This is a genomic window from Corallococcus praedator (assembly GCF_003612125.1).
GTDB lineage: Bacteria > Myxococcota > Myxococcia > Myxococcales > Myxococcaceae > Corallococcus > Corallococcus praedator.
The window spans coordinates 42,297-60,325 of sequence record NZ_RAWI01000001.1; the positions used below are offsets into that span (position 1 = coordinate 42,297).

Here is an 18,029-nt window from a genome sequence, read left to right on the forward strand (position 1 = left end):
GCTCCGTTTGAAGGGGGGCGGGTGAGGGCGCGGAATGCCCGTCACTTGATGGTGGTGAAGCCCGCCTTCACGGCTGCCTGGTACTGCTGACGGATGTCGTTGTAGTTGCTGTCGTCCACCTCGGCGAAGCGGTCGACGAGCGCGTCATCGAGGATGCGGCGCCCATCCGGGTCCTTGTTCATCGTGAGGAGGGCCTGCTTGATGCGCTGGCGGACCTCCGCAGGCACCTTGCCCGAGACGACCACCGGGGGAATGCCCGCGGGCCCGAGCGAGTCGATGACCTTCACCTCGCTGGCCCAGCCGTTGCCGGTCTCCCGGTCGAAGTCGAGGACCAGGCTGTCCACGTAGCTCGCATCCGCCTTGCCGGTGGCCACCAGGCGGATGGACTCCTCATGCGAGCCCGAGCGGATGACCTTGCCGAAGAAGCCCTGGGTCAGGCCCAGCTTCAACATCTTGTAGCGGGGCAGGTTGTAGCCTGAGTTCGAGGCCTCCTCGTTGAAGACGAAGGTCGCGCCGCGCAGGTCCTCCAGCTTCTTGAACTTGCTGTCCTTGCCGACGACGAGGTCCGAGAAATACTTGGGCTTGTTGCCGTAGCGCGCGGCCTTCATCACCGGCGCGGCGAGGAGGTGCACGGCCCCCTTGTTCGCGTCGTGCTTGAGGACGTAGGGCAGCCCGCAGACGAAGGCGACCTCCACGGCTCCCGCATCGAGCATCTTGTCCACCTCACCGTAGGACTGCCCGGTGATGAAGCTGACCTCCGAGCCCAGCTTCTTGCTGAGGTACGTGGCGATGCGGCCGTAGACCGGCATGCCGCTCTCCGACACGAACGCGGCCGTCATGGCCATGCGCACCTTCGTGGAGGAACCCGGCGCGCTCCTGGCCGCGGAAGCAGCCGGAGCGCTCTTGGGAGCGGGGGCCTGCGCCCAGGCCGGCAGGCTCGCCGCGGACACCCCGAGGGACACGAGCAGCGTGGCCATCCGGGCAAGGGGGTAGCGACGCTTCGAGAAGCGGAGGACAGCACGAGCGGGCGTCATGGAGGACTCAGGGGAAGCAAGCAAGGAAGCAGCCGCTATCCACCGGAAGGCGGATGGAGTGCGGCTGAGGAGACAGGGGCCGTTTTGTTACTCTGTCGTGTCACTTTTGTAACATGACTGAAACAACGCAAACCAGAGGCCGATGCCCATTTTGTGAGAATCCATTGGCTTGGGTCGTGTAGTGCGGGGTCACGAAGGACAGTTTGGTGGGTTTCGACCTGGGTGCGAAAAGCCCGGCCCTCGCGACGTCTTCCTGGCAGCCCTGCGCACCAGGCGGTTCGTGGCCAATCACAACCCATCGGGTGAGCCAGACACGTAAATCCATGGCTGGGACGCCCATCCGCATCTGTCGTTGGGAGAGATGAGGTGAGACGCGACAGGTAGTGCCCGATGACATCCGCACCCCCAGGCCGCTGGGTGCGCTCCGGCCGTCTTCTGGACAGAGGTGGCATATCGGGGCACACGTAGGCACACCGATGGCCTCCCGACCGCCCCCTGCGCGAGCCTCCTCCGTCCGGACGCAGAAGACGAAGCAGCTGACCTCTGGCGCCCGGCGCGTCGTGGGCAAGCGCTCCAGCCCGGGCTGGGGGCGCTGGGCGCTCGGTGGGTGGCTGATGCTCGTCCTCTGGCTCAGCGTGGAGTACGTGCGGCTGCCTGACGTGAGCACGCTGCGGACGCAGAACCCTCCCATCACCGCGCTCATGGCGCAGCGAGCCGAGGAGGCGCGCGAGGCGGGCAGGAAGCCCCGCGTGCGCCAGGCCTGGGTCTCCCTGGGCGCGGTGGCCCCTCACGTGACGGACGCCGTGCTGGTCTCCGAAGACGCGCGCTTCTACCGTCACGAGGGCGTGGACTGGACCGAGGTGGAGAATGCCCTGGAGCAGTCAGTGCGCGAGGCGCGCCTGGGGCGCGGTGCCTCCACCCTCACGCAGCAACTGGCGAAGAACCTCTACCTCTCCACGGACCGCAGCCTGCTGCGCAAGGGCAAGGAGCTGTTGCTCGCGCGCCGGCTGGAGGAGCACCTGTCCAAGCAGCGCATCCTCGCGCTGTACGTGAACGTCGTGGAGTGGGGCGAGGGTGTCTACGGCATCGAGGCGGCGGCGCGCGAACACTTCGGCACTTCGGCCCGGGCGCTCAGCGTGGCGCAGGGTGCGATGCTCGCGGCCATGCTGCCCGCCCCGCGCCGCTGGCTGCCGGCCCAGCGTCCCGAAGCCCTGCGCACCCGAGCCGGAGTCATCCTCGTGAGGCTGGAGCGCGAGGGGCGCATCAGCGCCGCGCAAGCCCGCGAGGCCCAGGCCGAACTCGCGCGCTTCTTCGGCGCAGTGCCCGCGCCCGGCCTGGTGGCGGAGGCTGGCGCCGGGTTGCCCGCGGGAAGCTGAGCCGCAAGCACCGAGTCAGGGCCGCATGAGTGTGCGGCCGGTCGATACAGCCCCGGCGGTAGACGCGACCGTGACGTCCTCTCAGCGCCGGACCGAAAAGAAGAAGGTCGCCGCGCAGGTCGGGCAGTACTCGATGGTGGCCGGGGCAGGATTCGCACAGCTCCAGCCTTCTGCCTGCCGGAGGAACTCGAGCGGCTGCTGGATGAAGAAGTCGCCCTCGTAGTGGCAGATGCCCTCGCGCTTCAGCAGCGCATAGACGGGGGCGATGTCCTGCAGGTGCTTGGAGGTCTCCTTCCGCCAGCCAATCCTGAAGTCCAGGGGAGGACGTGGCGGCGAGCCCAGGTTCCACCAGGCCACCGCCTGGGTGGCCGCCGCGAAGACGAGGGAGACGGCGAGCAGCCGCGTCCGGATCCGCGGGAGGTGGCTCGGGATGAGCACGGCTCCCGCGTAGAAGAGCGCCAGGGTCAGCAGCAGGTAATGGCGCGGAGACTCCCGGCTGGTGAAGAGCGGGAAGCAGGCCGCGTAGAGGGGCAGCACGAGGGCCCAGAACGCGCCGTGGGGGTCGGTGGCATCCTGACGGAAGGCCCTGACCGTGCGAAGGCACGCGACCACGACGGCGACGATCAACACGCCCACGAAGAGCAGCCCCGCGATGCGGAGCGCCAGCGGCGGCACATAGCCAAACAGCCGACGGTAGAGCACGTCGTTGCCGAGCACGCCCAGGAGCCCGATGGCGTGCATGATCAGGAACGGCACCAGCACCACCATGAGCCAGACATGGGGCTTGCGTACGCGCGAGCCCTCCAAGCGGGCGGAGCACCACGCCTGAAGGGAGGGTGTGTGGCGTTCGAGGACGGGCACCAGCGCCCGCCACAGCCCGGTGGCCAGCAGTGGCAGCGCCACGAGCGATGACAGGACGAGGGTGGGGTGGTGCCGGAAGGAATCATCGTCCAGCCGCCACTGGAGCACGCAGGCGATGAACACCGGGGCCAGGCCCACCGCGTTGAGCACGAAGAAGCGGGAGGTGGGGGCGCTCGCACGGCCACGCCACCAGAGCACCGCCGAGGCCAGCGCGAACGCCAGGCTCCAGGAGACGAAGACGAAGTGGTTCAGCACGCCCACGAGGCTCACCGCGAAGAACAGGAACGCGGTGAGTGCGCTGGTGCTCCCACGGACCAGGAACGCGTGCGCCACCGCGACGAGGCACGCCATGCCGAAGAGGTTCCAGGCCATCACCTCCCAGGCGATCCGGGCCTCCAACAGCAGGAGCAGCGACGTGCAGCACAGCGCCACGAACAGCCCCGCGGAGCGCGCCGACTGGCGGAGCAGCAACAGCAGGAGGATGCCCAGCCCCGCTACGTTCAGGATCAGGCCTGGGAGCCGGAGCGACTCGACCGAAGCGCCTCGCGCCTTGAAGACAAGCGAGAGCGCGTAGGGATAGAGGCTCCCCGCGTAGTACCTCATCCCATGGAGCGTGAAGAAGCCTCGCTCCAGGTGCTCCAGGGCCCGGAGCCCCGCCCACGCTTCATCCGCGTGCAGCCCGGGAAAGGAGGCGAAGTCATGCACCATCATCACGGCGGCGGAGAGCCCGAGCGCGAGGAGGACAGTGGTCTGGAGGACTGCTCGGGTACCCATCGCGCTTCCGCTGCCGGAGCGCGCGCAAGCTAGCGCACGCCTTCTCGAACTGTCGACCCCTCGCGCAAGCCACGACACCCGCGTCCGCTGGGAGCGCCCGCGCGCGTGCCAGTCCTGGCACGTTCCGGAGTGAAGTCCGCGACGGACCGGCCCCCTCCGTCGCGCAAGCGCTGGAGGTGACAGGGGATTCACCCCCGCGAAGGTCCTGGCCCCGGGGTTGCTCAGGGTGCTCGCGTCGCGTCGGAAGCAACCGGCGCGCGTGACCCCGAGTGCAATCGCATGCATCGAGCACCCCATTGGAAGCAGTCCCTGCGGTCCCTGCTCCTCGTCCCCCTCATGGCGGGACTCGTCCCGGGCTGTGACGCCGGCGAAGCGCCCCCCGAGCCAGCCGCGCCGCCACCTGCGACGCGGACCCGGGCCGTCGCGCTCGACACCGCGCCGACGCCCAAGCAGGTCATCCTGGAGCCGGAAGCGGACACGTATGTCTGGTCGAGCCTGTCAGGGACGAACTACGGCACGTCGACGAGCCTGTTTGTGGACCGGAACTCCGGTGAGGCCTACCTGCGCTTCAACCTCAGCGGCATCCCGGCAGGAGCCCACATCGCCTCGGTCATGCTGAAGGCGCTGGCCTACGACGGCTATGCCGATGGCGGCGACGGCAGCGTCTACGCGCACCTGGTGCCCGACGACACCTGGAGCGAGACCGGCATGACCTGGGCCAATCGGCCTCCGGTGAGCGGCAGCGATCTGGGCTCCTGGTGGCTCTGGTACGGCAGCACCAGACCCGCCCCCCTGCAGGTCGGCCTCAACTTCAGCCCGAAGCTGAAGGCACCGGTGCAGCAGGCCCTGGACTCGGATCAGCGCATCTCCCTGCGGCTGAAGTCCCCGGGCTACAAGACGGTGTACCGCTCGCGCGAGCACGCCGTCGCCAGCGAGCGGCCCCAGCTCATCGTCAACTACTTCGAGCCCGGGGACCCGCAGGTGACGTCGGACCTCCAGGTGGTGGCCCTCTACCCGATGGCGGACGCGCAGGTCCTGGCGGGCAGTCCCAACACCAACTCCGGCACATCCCCGGGCCTGACCGTCGATCGGACCGCGGCGGAGACCTTCCTGCGCTTCGGCCTGGGCAGCGTCCCGTCCAACGCGCAGGTGGTCGCCGTCTCCCTGGTGGCCACGTCGTATGACGGCACCGCCTACGATGGGGCGGACGGCAACGTCTACACGCGACTGGTCTCCGACAACACGTGGAGCGAGACCGGCATCACCTGGAACAACCGGCCCGCCGCCTCCAGTGAGGACTTCGGCTCGTGGCTGTTGTGGAACCGCAGTGGCCAGTACACGACCCAGGCGGGCGTCAACTCGAGCCCGAAGCTGGTGGCGCCCGTGCAGCAGGCGCTGGGCTCGGACGGGATGGTCTCCTTGCGGCTGGATTCTCCCGGGTACCGGACGCTGTACCACTCGCGTGAGTACACCAACACCGCGGTCCGCTGGCCGCACCTGCTCGTCTCCTACTTCGTGCCGCCCCCGTGCCCCACGCCCAAAGCCTCCACGCCCACGCAGGTCGTCCTGGAGCCCGAGGCGGACACGTATGTCTCGTCGCGCCTGCCGCAGGCGAACTTCGGCACGTCCGACCTGCTCCTCAGTCCGGACGAGGAGGCGTACCTGCGCTTCAACCTCAGCGGCATCCCGGCGGGGGCTCGCGTCGCCTCGGTCATGCTGAAGGCCCTGGCGTATGACGGCTACGCCAACGGCGGTGACGGCAGCGTCTACGCGCACCTGGTGCCCGACGACACCTGGCTCGAAACGGGCATGGTCTGGGCCAACCGGCCTCCGGTGAGCGGCAGCGACCTGGGCTCCTGGTGGCTCTGGTACAACGACGTCGACACGCTGCAGGTCGGCCTCAACTTCGACCCGAAGCTGAAGGCGCCGGTGCAGCAGGCCCTGGACTCGGATCAGCGCATCTCCCTGCGGCTGAAATCCCCCGGCTACAAGACGGTGTACCGCTCACGCGAATACGCCATCGCCAGCGAGCGGCCCCAGCTCATCGTCAACTACTTCGAGCCCGGGGATCCGCAAGTGACGTCGGACCTTCAGGCGGTGGCCCTCTCGCCGGTGGCGGATGCACAGGTCCTGATGAGCAACCCCAACGCGAACTTCGGCACGTCCACGGGCCTGACCGTCGACCGGGCGGACGCGGAGACCTTCCTGCGTTTCAATCTCGGCGCCATTCCCGCCACCGCGCAGGTGGCCTCCGTCGTCCTGGTGACCACGTCCCCTGGCAGCGACGCCACCGCCGGCATGGACGCCAATGTCTACACGCGGCTGGTCTCCAACGACACCTGGAGTGAGACGACCCTCAACTGGAACAACCGGCCCTCCAGCTCCGGCTGTGAGCTGGGCTCGTGGCAGTTCCCGACCCGCGCCGTGCCGTACACGACCCAGGCGGGCATCAACGCGAGCCCGAAGCTGGTGGCGCCCGTACAGCAGGCCCTGGAGTCGGACCGGATGATCTCCTTGCGGCTCGACTCCGCAGGGTCCCGCTCGCTGTACCACTCGCGTGAGTACACGAACACGCAGGTTCGCTGGCCTCGGCTGCTCGTCTATTACACGGAGCCCACCTTGACGCCTTGAGGTGGGGCCGGTCGGTGCGTCCCGTCCTGATGCTGGAGGGGCGCACCGGACGGCCGCCGTTTCGCCGTGGAGAAGGGGGCTGGGCGTTGGGGTAGCGTGCGCTCCGTTCCCATGCGCTTCTTCCTTCCGTGGCTCCTCCTGACGCTGACCCTGCTGACGGCCACGGGCTGTCCGCTCGACATCCAGGTCCGGGAGGAGGCTGACGGGGGCCGCACCGGGAGCGCGTGCACTCGCTCCTGCGCCAGCGACCGCGACTGTCCGGACGGACAGCGTTGCAATGAGCTGGATGATCAGTGCGAGCCCGGGCCCCGACTCACCGAGCCCTGCTCGGATTCCTTCTCCTGTTCCACGTTCGCGCGCTGCCTGGGCGGGCGCTGCTCCCAGGCCTGCGCCGGGAACTGTCCCGCCCAATACCAATGCGCTCCAGACGGGCCGTGCGTCGAGTCATGTGACGGCCTGCCTCCGCCCGCGACCCTGGGCGACTACTGCGCGTCCTCCCTGGAGTGCGGCCGCTGCGGCTTCTGCGTGGACCTGGGAGGAGGCAAGCAGTGCCATCAACCCTGCCGGGCGGATGACGACTGTCCGGGGGGCGCTTCGGGCGCGTGCGCGGCCATCAGCGGAAGCTCGCTGCGCGCGTGCCGGCGGCCTTGAGTTGGAGCCCGGTGGCCGGGCTCCACAACCGAGGCACGTCACTCCTAGTAGCCGACGTAGCCGCTGCCGCCGTTGAGGCCCTTGATGCCCGGGGTGTTGGACACCGAGCCGTAGCGGTCCACCGCGTAGCGCACGGCCGCGACGATGTTGTCCACCGGGTTGCGGATGTCGTCGTGGCCCGGGAGCTTGAACGCATCGAACGTGGGCTGGATGGTCTGCATCAGGCCGATGGAGGGGTGGCCGTCCTTGGCGTTCTGATCCGTCAGGTTGATGGCGCTGGGGTTGCCGCTGGACTCGTGCTCGACGATCTTCGCGATGTCCTGGGCGTTCATCTTGTCGGCCGGGATGCCCGCGGCGGCGAGCAGCTTCTGGGCCTGCTTGATCCAGTCACCCACCTGGCCCTGCGGAGCCTCACCGGAGGCGCCGGCCGCCTCGGTGGGCCCGGCCTGGTACGAGTCACCCGCGCTGGACGGGCCGCTCGCGCTGGACGCTCCCTCCGCGCCGGACGCGCCGCTCGCGCTGGACGCCCCTTCCGCGCCGGACACGCCCTCGGCTCCGTCCTCGCCGCCCAGGGAGGGCGCTTCACCGATGCCGCTGGCCTGGAGCATCTGGGTGAGCTGCTGCAGCCCCTTCACCACCTCGCTGAGGCCCTCCATGAACTGCTTGAACTCCGCGCCCTTCTGGGGGCCCGCGCTGAAGCCATCCTGCTGGAGCTGGGACGCCACGTTCGAGCCGGGCCTGGGGGAGAAGCACCCCTGAGCGCGGGGGCCAGACACGCCTTCAGGGCGGGAAGCCACATCCTGCGAGGGGGCGCGGAAGGCAACGGAGCGGTTGGACACGGGCGAGAGGGCCATGGGGTTTCCTCGGGGGGATTGAGTGGTGCTGAATGACGAACACCTACAGCAGGAGACATGCCAACCCCTTCGGGCGGCGCACTCGCGAAGCCAAGTGCTTGATCTCCTTGAGGCGAACCTCCATCAGTCCCCAGAGCGTGAGGCGCGGCGGGGCAAACCGGGCCCCTGTCCCTGGTGACTGGAGTCATCCCCTCAAGGACAGCAGTCACCACCCGCCACCACTCACTCGCAGCGCGGATTCTGTCCCCTTGTCAGAGCGCCTCGGGCCCGTTCGTGAGCGGATTCTCTGCATGGTTTTTCAATGAACGGGCTCCTCTCCGTCAATCACGGGGGTCCATCGCAAGAAGGGGTGTATGACAATGATTCTGGGGGAGAAGCGCAGGGCTCTGGCCCTGATGTTGGTGTCGGTTGTGCTGAGCGCTTGTGGTGGTGGGGGGAATGGGGGACGTCCCGATGCAGGACAGGCCAGCCCGAGCCTGTCTGTCTCGACCGGAAGCGTTCGCTTCGAGGCGGAAGAGGGGGGGGCGACTCCCGCGGCCGAGACCGTCACGGTCCGCATCAATGATCCTGGCGAAGCGATGCCGCATGTCCAGGTCGCGGCCTCCTCCCATGGCCTGAGTCAGGTGTCCTACGACACCTCCACCAACCCCTTCACCCTCCGCGTCACGCCCAGGGCGCCGGCGGAGGTGGAGGGGACCACCGTGACGGATCAGATCGTCATCAGCGCCTGCCTGGATGTCCCGTGCACGCGCCACATCCCGGGAAGCCCCTCGACGGTGGAGGTCACCTATGCGGTTCGCGGCCACCTCCAGGTCGCCCCACAGACGCTTGCCTTCAGCCATGTGCTGGGCAGCAGCCCCTCGCCGGGCGCCACGCAGCTCTCACTGCGGGGAAGGTCCGTTCACTGGAACGCCTCGGCGAGCCCGAGCTGGATTCAGCTCTCCGGCGCCTCCAGCGGCGTGACCCCCTCCGTCCTGAGCGTCGGGGTCGACCCCGCCAGCGTCTCCATGGGCACGCATGACGGTGGCATCACCCTGACCCAGACCGACACGGGAGAAGTCACCACGGTCCCCGTGGTGCTGCAGGTGGTCGCGCCCTCCCTGGCGGTGAGCCCGAGCACCCTGTCCTTCACGGGCTCGGGCTCCGGGTCCCCGTCGGAGGCCTCTTTGTCCCTCAGCCTCGACACGGGCACCGCCGCGCATGGCTGGACGGTGGCGCTCGACACCGGTGGTGGGGCGCCGTGGCTCAAGCTGAGCAGCACCTCCGGGACGGTGTCCGCGAGCGGCACGACGCTCTCGGTCAGCGTGGACTCCACGGGCCTGCAGCTCGGGACCCACTCGGCGAGCCTCGTCTTCACCGCCACGGTGGAGGGGCAGAGCGTGTCCAGGACCGTGCCCGTTTCGCTGAGCATCCACGGCCTCCCGTGGGTGGCGGACAACGGGGTGGGACTGGTCAGCACGCCGTCTGTTTCGAAGTTGAGCCACACGGTGACGGTGAAGGACACCCTGGGCCAGACGACCGGCACCTGGGTGGCCCGCTCCTCTCAAGGCTGGCTGTCCGTCACGGCGGGCGGCGCCAGCGGCGGCGAGCTGACCCTGACCGCCAATCCCGCGGGCCTGGCGGACAACGCCCTCCACCTCGCGGAGGTGTCCATCGCCGATGGCGCCAGCCCGGATCAGGTCAGCGAAGTCATCAAGGTCGGGCTGTGGGTGGGCTCCACCGTGATCAACAGTCAGGACACGCTCCCCATCGCCTTCAAGGTCGTCGAGACGGACCCCGTCCGTCCCTATGCGTACGTCCATGACGGCGCGGGCAGCCTGTCTGTGTACAACCTCTACACGGCGAAACTGGTCACCACCCTCACGGGCCTGGGCAGCAGCCTGGGCGCAATGACAGTCAGCAGCGATGGCTCCACGCTGTACGTGTTGGACGCCACCACCCTGCGCATCGTCCCGGTGGACCTGGGCACGCTCACCGCGGGCACGGCGTGGACGTTGAGCTCGGGCCTCCTGAGCTGGATCACGTACTCGCGGCCCGACGGGCACGGGCTCGTGCTGACCAATGACGGCCAGATCCTCGAACCCACCACGGGAGCGGTGGTCACCCTCGTGACGGGCAAGATGCCTTCCGGGATGGCGGCGCTCAGTGCCAGCCAGGATGGGTCCTTGTTCTGCGGCATCAACAGCGGCATCAGCCCCTACACGCTGTCTTGCCATGAGCTGCGGTACACGCGCAGCACCGGAGCTGTCGCCCTCACCTCGCGTGGCTCCGGGCCCTTCGGCGTGGGCAGCAACGGGCGGGACGTGGCCGTCAACCACGACGGGAGCCGGGTGTACGCGGCTTCGGGCGCGCCGTACTCGTTCGCCGTCTACGACGGCAAGACCCTGAAGGTGCTCACCCAGCTGCCCGCCGACGCCTATCCCAACGCCGTCGAGGTGGGGTCGGACAACCGGTTCTATGGCGCGGCGAGCGTCTGGTACGGAGACAAGGACGTGTGGGTCTATGACAACGCGGGCTGGGCCCTGGGCTCCTACGACATGGCCGGCTACGCCCGGAACATCCTGGACCGGCAGCTCAAGGTCTCGGGTGACGGCAAGCGGTTCGTCGCGCTCACCGATGACCCGCGCCTCGTGTTCGTCACCGCTCCGTAGCTGAAACGCAGGAGAGGGGAGGAGGGGCTTCGAAGTCGCCCCTCCACTCCTCGCATCAAGGGGGGCGTCCCGGTCCCTGCCGAGGACGGCCCCGCCCCGTCATCAACACCACCTGTCACGGTGGATTCATCCGGACCGTGAATCCGCTGTGGAGCTTGCCTCTTGTGGCTTCGGTGTCGCTCTCCACTGGGGGGGGAAGTGTGGTAGGAGTGGATATTTCCTGGAAAATGGAGGCTCGCTGTGACGTTGGTTCGAGTGTGTCTGGCTTCGCTGCTCTTGGTGGTTGCCTGCGGTGATTCGGATCCAGAGGTGACACCTGATGCCGGCAGGACGCCGGATGCAGGTGTCGTGACGCCGGACGCAGGGAGCGAGACGCCGGACGCGGGCACCGAGACGCCGGACGCGGGCACCGAGACGCCGGACGCAGGTAGCGAGACGCCGGATGCAGGCTCCGAGACGCCGGACGCGGGCGGTGGGACGGCGGACGCGGGCAGTGAGACGCCGGATGCAGGTAGCGAGACGCCGGACGCGGGCGAGCCTCCTGTGGGAAACGTCATCGACAACTGGGGCTTCGAGGCCTGGTCCGGTGAGCTTCCGGCGATGTGGTACGGCAGCACGTCGAACATCACCAGCGACGGGGTCCGGCGGGCGACGACGAATGCCTTCGAAGGCAAGAACGCGGCCCAGCTGATCAATGCCGTGACTGCGCACAAGCGCTTCAGCACCCTCGCGAAGTCGATGCGCGCCGGCCGCTACTCCTGCACCTACCAGGCGCGGGGCAACGGTGACGTGCGAAACGCCTTCTTCGACGACGACTACTCCTCCTACTCGGCCTACACCACGGTCAACAGCAAGGAGTGGAAGGCGCTGTCGTACAACTTCAACCTCGCCGCCGATGTCTTCGACACCTTCGAGCTCATCTTCAGCGTCCGGAACACCAGCGGGGAGCACCTGTTCATCGACGACGTGCGCTGCGTGCGCGCCGACGAGCCGTGTGATGCGGTCAGCTGCGAGGTCTGGGAACGTTGCGTGAATGCCACCGCGACCTGCGAGCCGCTCTCCGGTCGCTGCCAGGACGCCACCGACTGCAACGAGTGGCAGTCCTGTGATGCGACCCACACCTGTGTGGTCGCCGATGATCGCTGCACCCGTCACGCGGATTGCGCGGGCACCCCGGCGACGCCGGTCTGCGAACAGGCCACGCATCTGTGCGTGGCGGGCGACCCCTGCGCCGGCGTCACCTGCAGCCACGCGGCGACGAGCTGCAACCCCACGACCGGCGTGTGCGAGCTGGCCGAAGGCGCCTGCTTCACCACCTACGATTGTGTCGGTGCGCTGCCCGCATGCGATCCGGCAACCCGGCGCTGCGTCGCCGCCGCTCACCCCGCGAACATCATCCGCAATGGTGGGTTTGAATCCTGGAACACCTACTCCATCCCCTACTACGGGAACCACTACCTCCCCGACTACTGGTACGGCATGGACAACGGCATCTCCGACCCGGGCACGGAGATCAAGCCCTCGCGCCTCGTGCCGTACTCGACCGCGGTGCACGGTGGCTCGCTGGCGCTGCAGTTCGTGGTCCCGATTCAGGTGGCCGAGCGCTTCTCCCTGGAGAAGTTCAACGTCCCGAGCGGAAGCTACTCCTGCTCGTACCGGGTGCGAGGCCACGGCAGCATCCGCCATCGCAGCTATTCGAGCGGCGGCTGGAGCGTGCAGACCGACTTCCTCGCCGTCGACAGCGACGCGTGGCAGCCGGTGTTCTTCCGCTTCACCGGCAATGTGCGCGACTGGCGCCTGTTCCTCTATCCGAGCCGCAGCGAGGCCGACCGCGACCACCTCCAGGTCGACGACGTCGTCTGCACGAAGGACTGAACGGACGCTGACCCACCTCCGCGGACACCCACGGGCTCGCGTCTCCGCGAGCCCAATGGAGTAGGCTCGCAGGCCGACTCAATTGGCCTGCGCGCCCCGGGTGCCCCGGTGTCGGCACGGAGTCGCGCCATCGGCTGTCTTCAATCCTGCCATGACCACGACCTCCTCCCGTCCCGCGTACACCGTCCAGACCGAGCACGCCCTGCTGCGCTGCTGGTCACCCGCGGACGCCGCTCAGGCTCTCCGCGCCATCGAATCCAGCCTTGAGCACCTGCTCCCCTGGATGGAATGGGCGAAGCGCTATCCGATGAGCGTGATGCAGCAGGCCATGCAGCTGCGCCGCATGCGCGGTCTCTTCGATCTCGGGCAGGACTTCGCCTACGCCGTGTTCTCTCGCGACAACAGCGAGGTCCTTGGGGGGACCGGCCTTCATCCTCGCGTGGGCGAGGGAGGACTTGAGATTGGCTATTGGATCGCGGCCGGGCACACGGGCCGTGGCCTCGCGACCGAGGTCGCGGGGGCGCTCACCCGCGTCGCCTTCGAATTGGAAGGGGTGCGCAGGGTCGAGATCCATTGCGACCCGCGCAATGCCCGGAGTGCCAGCGTCGCCCGCAGGCTGGGTTTCACCCACGAAGGCACCCTGCGCCAGCGGCTCGTCGCGCCCGACGGCAGCCTCCGGGACACGATGATCTGGACCCTGCTCGCCGCCGAGTACCCGGGCAGCCATGCCGCCGCGATCCCCTTCGAGGCCTTCGACATGCTGGGGCAGAAGCTCCCCTGAGTCACGTCCCTGTGTCGGGACTTCAAGATAGGGCGACGGTGTCACTCACCCGACGCCGCATCCCGTATGCTCGCGCCCGCCATGTCCCCGAACCTGAAAGCCCGAAGCGCGCTCGCCGCGGCCTCGCTCCTGCTGGCGACCCCGGTGCTCGCGCAGGCCCCGCAGTCCGGCACGCCGCCCACGCAAGCCGCGCCACCGTCGCCGCCCGAGGGCGCTCCGCCCGCGCAGGCCCAGCCCACGATGACGAAGCCTCCGGAGCTGGTGCAGCAGGTGGCGGCCCCATATCCGCCTGAAGCGCTCGCGGAGGGGCTCACCGCTTCCGTGCGCCTCATCATCACCATCGCCGCGGACGGCACCGTGTCGGACGTGCTGCCCACGGAGCCGGCGGGCCATGGCTTCGACGAGGCGGCCCTCGCGGCGGTGCGCCAGTTCCGCTTCTCGCCCGCGGAGGTGGACGGCGTGCCCGCGCCGGTGCAGGTGGAGTACGTCTACCACTTCACCCTCGACGCTCCGCCCACGGAGGGCTCCGGACAGGAGCAGGTCCAGGCGGCACCGAAGGCCACGCTCACCGGCCAGCTCATCTCACGTGGCAGTCGTTCACGGGTGGCCGGTGCCACCGTGCGCTGTGGTGACGATCCGGAGGCGCCCGAGGCCATCTCCGACGCGGACGGCCGCTTCACGCTTGAGGTGCCCCCCGGCGAGTGCGCGGTGCGCGTGGTGGCGTCCGGCTTCCAGCTCTACCAGACGAAGGAGCAGCTCCAGGAGAACGTGACGACGGAGGTGAACTTCTTCCTCGCCCCCGCCGCCGGTGCGCTGGAGACGGTGGTGCGCTCCGAGCGGCCGAAGAAGGAGGTCGTGCGCCGGACCATCACGCGCGAGGAGGCGCAGCGGACGCCGGGCACGTTCGGAGACCCCATCCGCGTCATCCAGACCCTGCCGGGCGTGGCGCGTGCGCCCTTCATCTCCGGCGAGCTGCTGGTGCGCGGCTCCAACCCCGGCCAGACGGCGACGATGATGGACGGGGTCGGCATCCCCATCCTCTTCCACCTGCTCGGCGGCCCCTCGGTGGTGAACGCGGAGTTCATCGACCAGCTCGACTTCTATCCGGGTGGCTACGGCAGCCAGTACGGCCGCGCGGTGGGCGGCATCGTGGAGGTCGGCACGCGCAAGGGCGCCGCCGACACGTTCCACGGCTCGGTGAAGGTGGACGTGCTGGACGCGGGCTTCTTCCTGGAGGCGCCCGTAACGGATGGCATCAGCGTGGCCGCCGCCGCGCGGCGCTCGTACATCGACACGCTGCTGCCCGTCTTCCTCCCCAAGAGCGAGGGCAGCACGCTGTCTGTCGTTCCTCGCTACTGGGACTACCAGTTGCGCGTGGACTTCGGCGCGAAGCGGGGCGCCCGCTCGGAAGAGGAGGCCCAGGCCCAGGCGGGCGGCGCGCGCAGCACCGGCTACGTCATGGCCTTCGGCAGTGACGACCAGCTCCGGGTGGTGTCCTCGGGCCCGAAGACGGAACGAGACCTGTCAATCGACACGCAGACCCTCTTCCACCGCATCAAGGGTGACTGGACGTACCGCAAGGGCGCGCTCACCTCCGTCTTCACGCCGTACCTGGGCTACGACGCGAACAGCTTCGAGTTCGGTGCCGCGAAGCAGGACGGCGTGGGCTACACGGTGGGCGCGCGCGAGGTGCTGGGCCTGGAGCTGTCCTCCGCGCTCACCGTGCGCACCGGCCTGGACCTCGTGTACGAACACCAGTCGTACGACGTGCAGTTCCCCGCGCCGGAGAACTTCGAGTACGTGGCCTTCCCCGGCGCCGAGTCCGTGGGCGAGCTGCTGGTGGAGAAGATCGGCCTGGGCGCCTTCGACGGCGCGCTCTTCGTGGAGGCGGACCTGAAGGTGGGGAAGTTCACCTTCACCCCCGGCGTGCGCGGCAACCTCCAGAGTGCGGGCAACACCCGGAATCTGGCGTTGGATCCACGGCTGTGGGTGCGCTTCGCGGCCACCGAGCGCACCAACCTCAAGGGCTCGCTCGGCCTCTACAGCCAGCCGCCGGAGACGTTCCGCTTCATCGACCTGCCGTATGGCAATCCGGACCTCATCTACCAGCGTGCGTTCCAGAGCAGCCTCGGCGTGGACCACCGTCTGACGGACGTGCTCAACGTGGACGTGACGGGCTTCTTCAACCGCCGCTTCAACAACATCGTGGCGCCCGGGCAGCTCGTCACGCGCTCGGGTGGGGGCGTGGTCCAACTGCCGTACTCCAATGAGGGCATCGGCCGCGCGCTGGGCCTGGAGGTGATGGTGAAGAAGGACCGCGCGTCCGCGTCGGACAAGTGGTCCGGCTGGCTGTCGTACACCTTCAGCCGCTCGCTCGACGGGCGCGCGGGCCCCAAGCCCGATGGCGGCGGTGGCTTCGGCGGGGGCTTCGGTGGCGACGGAGATGAGACGTACGGCCTCAGTCCCTTCGACCAGACGCACATCCTCACGTTGGTGAGCAGCTACGTGCTGGGCAACGGCTGGGAGCTGGGCGGGCGCTTCCGCTACACCACCGGCCGTCCGACGACGCCGCTCAACCACACGTTCGACCTGTACCAGGCGGACCGCAACCGCTTCAACGGCACGTATGGCCCGTATGCCTCGGCGCGCACGGCCGGCTTCCACCAACTGGACGTGCGGCTGGACAAGAGCTGGCAATTCCAGAGCTGGACGCTGGGGGCGTACATCGACGTGCAGAACCTCTACAACGCGGAGAACGTCGAGTTCGTCTTCAACGACTACCGGCTGCGCCAGGAGTACGAGGTGCCCGGCATCCCCATCCTTCCCGTGGTGGGCGTGAAAGGAAGCTTCTGACATGAAGGCCCTGATCAACACCGGAGGCCTGCTCCTGCTGGCGATGACGGCCCTCGCCTGCGTCGATCCCGAAGATCAGCCCTCGCGCGTGCACGACTTCCGGGTGCTCGGCGTCTCCACGGAGCAGCCGGAGCTGATGGCCTCCACCTGCGAGCGCACGCCGGAGGCCCTGGACGCGCTCGCGGCGGAGGTGACGTACCGCGCGCTGCTGGTGGACCCCGCGGGCGAGGGGCGCTCCATCCAGTACACGCTGTGGGCGTGCGCGGATCCGGAGGACCGCACGTGCGCGAACGAGGCGGACCGCGCGCTGCTCGCGGAGGGCACCACGGGCGAGGGTGAGCTGACGCTCCCCATCCGTCCCGGCGCGGCCAGGGTGGGGGAGGACCGGCTGCTGCTGGAGCGCGTGCAGGAGGAGGACCCCTACCAGGGGCTGGGAGGCATCCGCATGCCGCTCGTCCTGCGGGCGGTGGCGGGCGATGAAGAGGTGTACGCGCAGAAGCTGATGGTCTTCTGGTGCCCGGTGGTGGAGGGCATGAAGGCCAACGAGCAGCCGGTGCTGCCGGGCCTGCTCGTGGACGACGTGGCCTGGCCGGACGGCGAGCCGCTGGCGCTGAGCGGCCCCGGTCCCTTCGTGGTGACGTCCGAGGACGTGTCGGCACGCGAGGAGACGTACGTGGTGCCGGGCCTGCGACTGCAGGCCGTCACGCTCAAGGAGGCGTGGGAGATCTCCTGGCACGCCACGCTGGGGGAGTTCAGTCCGCAGGAGACGGGCGGCGCGGACTTCGGTGGCCAGCAGGGACGACACCGCACGGAGTGGGAGCCGGCCGAAGGCGCGGCGGCGCAGGAGGTGACGTTCTGGGCCGTGGTGCGCGATGGGCGCGGCGGCAGTTCATGGCTGGTGCGCCGGGCGCGCTGGAGTCCCTGAGCACCACCGCCCCATCGAGCGCCGCCAGCCCTACGGTGTCCCTTCCTCGCCGACGTGGAAGGTATTGCTGGTCACCGGCTCCCGGTCGGTCTGCCCCTGGGAGTCGGTCCGCAACGTGTCCACATCGTGCACGATGCGGTACTCGCCGGTCGGCAACGCCGCGGGCAGCAGCAGCGTGCCCTGGGCCTGTGCGCCGCCTTTCAGCGTGTGCTGCATGAGCTGGCAGGCCTCGTTCTCGCCCAGGTGCGGCGTATAGACCCACCCGCTGTCCTCCTGGCGCTCCATCCGGACGGTGCAGAGGTTGTAGCCCACCTTGCGAGTGCCCTCGTTCTGGAGCACGAGCTGTACGGTGTCGCCGGGCTGATACTCCGTGGCGTCCGTGGTGAGGGAGACCGCGACCTCCCCACAGGCCACCAGCATCGTGGTGAGCGCCATCAACGAAAGTGCGTGTCGCATCTGCATCCTCCTGAGAATGAGCCCCTGCGCCAATGCAGCCGCCGGGCCATTCTCATCCCACTGTCTTCTCGAAGGTTTGCACAAGAGGCCCACTCAGAAATCCGGAGTCGTGCGTCAGGCATCACGGATCTCCGCGCCGCCCGGCAAACGCGGCCGGTGGTGGCCGACCTTGCCGGCACTTCCGGCCCGGAACACGGCAATGCTTGCCGTCCTGGAGGTCGCCTCTGGGGGAAGGAGTTCCTCGCGGGGATTGGCACCCGCGTTGCTCTGGGGATGGCCTGCTGCCAACCCCAAGGACTCCAGACGC

Annotated in this window: 12 protein-coding genes; 8 read left to right on the plus strand and 4 right to left on the minus strand. The window is 68.8% G+C overall.

Features of this window, described 5'->3' with window-relative positions; genetic code table 11:
* Positions 1 to 41: 41 nt before the first annotated feature.
* On the minus strand, positions 42 to 1,034 hold the full coding sequence (phnD, locus tag D7Y13_RS00180) for a phosphate/phosphite/phosphonate ABC transporter substrate-binding protein (protein WP_120530847.1): 993 nt from the start codon (positions 1,032 to 1,034) through the stop codon (positions 42 to 44).
* A 476-nt stretch (positions 1,035 to 1,510) separates the two neighbouring features.
* On the opposite strand from phnD, the gene mtgA reads away from it, so the two are divergent.
* Positions 1,511 to 2,410: a monofunctional biosynthetic peptidoglycan transglycosylase gene (gene mtgA / locus D7Y13_RS00185; RefSeq protein ID WP_120530848.1), complete on the plus strand. Its 900-nt coding sequence runs from the start codon at positions 1,511 to 1,513 to the stop codon at positions 2,408 to 2,410.
* 81 nt (positions 2,411 to 2,491) lie between these two features.
* On the opposite strand, the gene D7Y13_RS00190 is transcribed toward mtgA, so the two are convergent.
* On the minus strand, positions 2,492 to 4,045 hold the full coding sequence (locus D7Y13_RS00190; RefSeq protein ID WP_120581844.1) for a hypothetical protein: 1,554 nt from the start codon (positions 4,043 to 4,045) through the stop codon (positions 2,492 to 2,494).
* 279 nt (positions 4,046 to 4,324) lie between these two features.
* On the opposite strand from D7Y13_RS00190, the gene D7Y13_RS00195 reads away from it, so the two are divergent.
* Both D7Y13_RS00195 and D7Y13_RS00200 read left to right on the plus strand, forming a co-directional pair.
* Positions 4,325 to 6,676 carry a CBM96 family carbohydrate-binding protein gene (locus tag D7Y13_RS00195; RefSeq protein WP_120581843.1) on the plus strand — a complete coding sequence of 784 codons (2,352 nt, stop codon included), beginning with the start codon at positions 4,325 to 4,327 and terminating at the stop codon, positions 6,674 to 6,676.
* Positions 6,677 to 6,772: 96 nt separating this feature from the next.
* Positions 6,773 to 7,327 carry a latent transforming growth factor beta-binding protein gene (locus tag D7Y13_RS00200; protein WP_233595207.1) on the plus strand — a complete coding sequence of 185 codons (555 nt, stop codon included), beginning with the start codon at positions 6,773 to 6,775 and terminating at the stop codon, positions 7,325 to 7,327.
* 44 nt (positions 7,328 to 7,371) lie between these two features.
* Here the strand turns inward: D7Y13_RS00200 and D7Y13_RS00205 are convergent, their stop codons facing one another.
* On the minus strand, positions 7,372 to 8,181 hold the full coding sequence (locus D7Y13_RS00205; RefSeq protein ID WP_120530851.1) for a transglycosylase SLT domain-containing protein: 810 nt from the start codon (positions 8,179 to 8,181) through the stop codon (positions 7,372 to 7,374).
* 578 nt (positions 8,182 to 8,759) lie between these two features.
* Between D7Y13_RS00205 and D7Y13_RS00210 the strand changes: the two genes are divergently transcribed.
* The 5 genes from D7Y13_RS00210 (at position 8,760) to D7Y13_RS00230 (ending at position 17,266) form a co-directional block, all read left to right on the plus strand.
* On the plus strand, positions 8,760 to 10,832 hold the full coding sequence (locus tag D7Y13_RS00210) for a YncE family protein (protein ID WP_120581842.1): 2,073 nt from the start codon (positions 8,760 to 8,762) through the stop codon (positions 10,830 to 10,832).
* A gap of 240 nt (positions 10,833 to 11,072) precedes the next feature.
* Positions 11,073 to 12,707 carry an invertase recombinase-like protein gene (locus D7Y13_RS00215; protein ID WP_120581841.1) on the plus strand — a complete coding sequence of 545 codons (1,635 nt, stop codon included), beginning with the start codon at positions 11,073 to 11,075 and terminating at the stop codon, positions 12,705 to 12,707.
* Between the two features lie 151 nt (positions 12,708 to 12,858).
* Entirely contained in the window at positions 12,859 to 13,488 is a 630-nt protein-coding gene (locus tag D7Y13_RS00220) for a GNAT family N-acetyltransferase (protein WP_120581840.1), read from the plus strand.
* An 81-nt stretch (positions 13,489 to 13,569) separates the two neighbouring features.
* Positions 13,570 to 16,341, plus strand: a complete 2,772-nt coding sequence (locus D7Y13_RS00225) for a TonB-dependent receptor (protein WP_233595206.1) — start codon at positions 13,570 to 13,572, stop codon at positions 16,339 to 16,341.
* Between the two features lies 1 nt (position 16,342).
* Complete coding sequence (locus D7Y13_RS00230; protein ID WP_120581838.1) at positions 16,343 to 17,266, plus strand: hypothetical protein; 924 nt, start codon at positions 16,343 to 16,345, stop codon at positions 17,264 to 17,266.
* Between the two features lie 30 nt (positions 17,267 to 17,296).
* Here the strand turns inward: D7Y13_RS00230 and D7Y13_RS00235 are convergent, their stop codons facing one another.
* Positions 17,297 to 17,722, minus strand: coding sequence for an immunoglobulin-like domain-containing protein (locus D7Y13_RS00235; RefSeq protein WP_147444124.1), 426 nt, complete (start codon positions 17,720 to 17,722; stop codon positions 17,297 to 17,299).
* Positions 17,723 to 18,029 lie beyond the last annotated feature (307 nt).

Bases quoted from the DNA above. Each gene is read 5' to 3' on its own strand.
- phnD (WP_120530847.1), bottom strand. From the start codon at position 1,034: ATGACGCCCGCTCGTGCTGTCCTCCGCTTCTCGAAGCGTCGCTACCCC.
- mtgA (WP_120530848.1), top strand. From the start codon at position 1,511: ATGGCCTCCCGACCGCCCCCTGCGCGAGCCTCCTCCGTCCGGACGCAG.
- D7Y13_RS00190 (WP_120581844.1), bottom strand. From the start codon at position 4,045: ATGGGTACCCGAGCAGTCCTCCAGACCACTGTCCTCCTCGCGCTCGGG.
- D7Y13_RS00195 (WP_120581843.1), top strand. From the start codon at position 4,325: ATGCATCGAGCACCCCATTGGAAGCAGTCCCTGCGGTCCCTGCTCCTC.
- D7Y13_RS00205 (WP_120530851.1), bottom strand. From the start codon at position 8,181: ATGGCCCTCTCGCCCGTGTCCAACCGCTCCGTTGCCTTCCGCGCCCCC.
- D7Y13_RS00210 (WP_120581842.1), top strand. From the start codon at position 8,760: ATGCCGCATGTCCAGGTCGCGGCCTCCTCCCATGGCCTGAGTCAGGTG.
- D7Y13_RS00220 (WP_120581840.1), top strand. From the start codon at position 12,859: ATGACCACGACCTCCTCCCGTCCCGCGTACACCGTCCAGACCGAGCAC.
- D7Y13_RS00225 (WP_233595206.1), top strand. From the start codon at position 13,570: ATGTCCCCGAACCTGAAAGCCCGAAGCGCGCTCGCCGCGGCCTCGCTC.
- D7Y13_RS00230 (WP_120581838.1), top strand. From the start codon at position 16,343: ATGAAGGCCCTGATCAACACCGGAGGCCTGCTCCTGCTGGCGATGACG.
- D7Y13_RS00235 (WP_147444124.1), bottom strand. From the start codon at position 17,722: ATGCGACACGCACTTTCGTTGATGGCGCTCACCACGATGCTGGTGGCC.